The following is a 982-nucleotide window of genomic DNA, read 5'->3' as shown; positions in this document are numbered from 1 at the left end:
TTGAGCCCCCCTATCGGAGTGGTGTATCAAGGTCCCATCGTCGCCCGGTTGGCGCGCGTACAGCGCCTGTTCGAGCGCATCCAGAACGAAGTCCGTGCTCATCGACGAACTGACGCGCCAACCGACGATGCGACGGGCAAACACGTCGATCACGAACGCCACGTACAGCCAACCCTGCCATGTCGAGACATAGGTGAAGTCAGACACCCAGAGCTGATTTGGGCGCTCAGCCTTGAACTGCCGGTTGACCCGGTCCAGCGGGCGCGGGGCGCTCGTATCGGGATTCGTCGTGCGAACTCGCTTGCCGCGAACTGTGCCTCGCAAGCCCTGCAGCTTCATCAGCCGCCCGACCGTGCAGCGTGCGACCACAATGCCCTCCCGGTTCATCTGCTTCCAGACCTTCGGCACACCGTAGACCTGCATGTTGGCCCGCCAGACACGCTTGATCTCGGGTTGCAGGACCTCATCGCGTTTGGCACGAGCGCAGCGTTTGGACGGATCACGAAGCTGCGCAGCATGGCGTCGGTAGCCCGACGGGGCGATCCGCAATACCTTGCAGATCGGCTCGACCCCGAAGGTGTCGCGATGCTGATCAACGAAGGCCTTCAGGACTTGAATCGGCGGTCGAGCTCCGCCTGGGCGAAAAACGCGCTCGCCAGCTTGAGAATCTCGTTGGTACGGCGCAGTTCCTTGACCTCACGCTCCAGGGCCTTGATGCGTTCACGCTCGGCCGTGCTCACGCCATCACGTTCCCCACGATCGATCTCCTCGCGCTTGACCCAATCCAGCAGCGTCTGCGGCGTACAGCCGATCATCGGCGCAATCGATTCGACCGCCGCCCACATCGACGGATGTTCGCTACGCTGCTCACGTACCAGACGCACTGCGCGCTCCCGGACTTCCGGGGAAAACTTGGTTGCCTTCTTGTTCATGGCTCGATTCTCTCAAGAATCCGAGCCTCCACAAAATTCGGTGCGGTTCA

At 61.8% G+C, this 982-nt stretch carries 1 pseudogene and 1 other annotated feature; the pseudogene reads right to left on the bottom strand.

Going from position 1 to position 982, the window contains the following annotated elements:
- Window positions 1–932 (bottom strand): annotated as a pseudogene (locus C3Y15_RS31460) (IS3 family transposase); the annotation flags it as partial.
- Window positions 535–651: a sequence feature (AL1L pseudoknot), on the bottom strand. It overlaps the preceding pseudogene by 117 nt.
- Window positions 933–982: the final 50 nt, after the last annotated feature.

This window comes from Burkholderia sp. B10, assembly GCF_004368385.1.
In the GTDB taxonomy this organism is placed as follows: Bacteria; Pseudomonadota; Gammaproteobacteria; order Burkholderiales; family Burkholderiaceae; genus Burkholderia; species Burkholderia vietnamiensis.
This window is presented reverse-complemented; position numbering and strand designations above follow the sequence as displayed.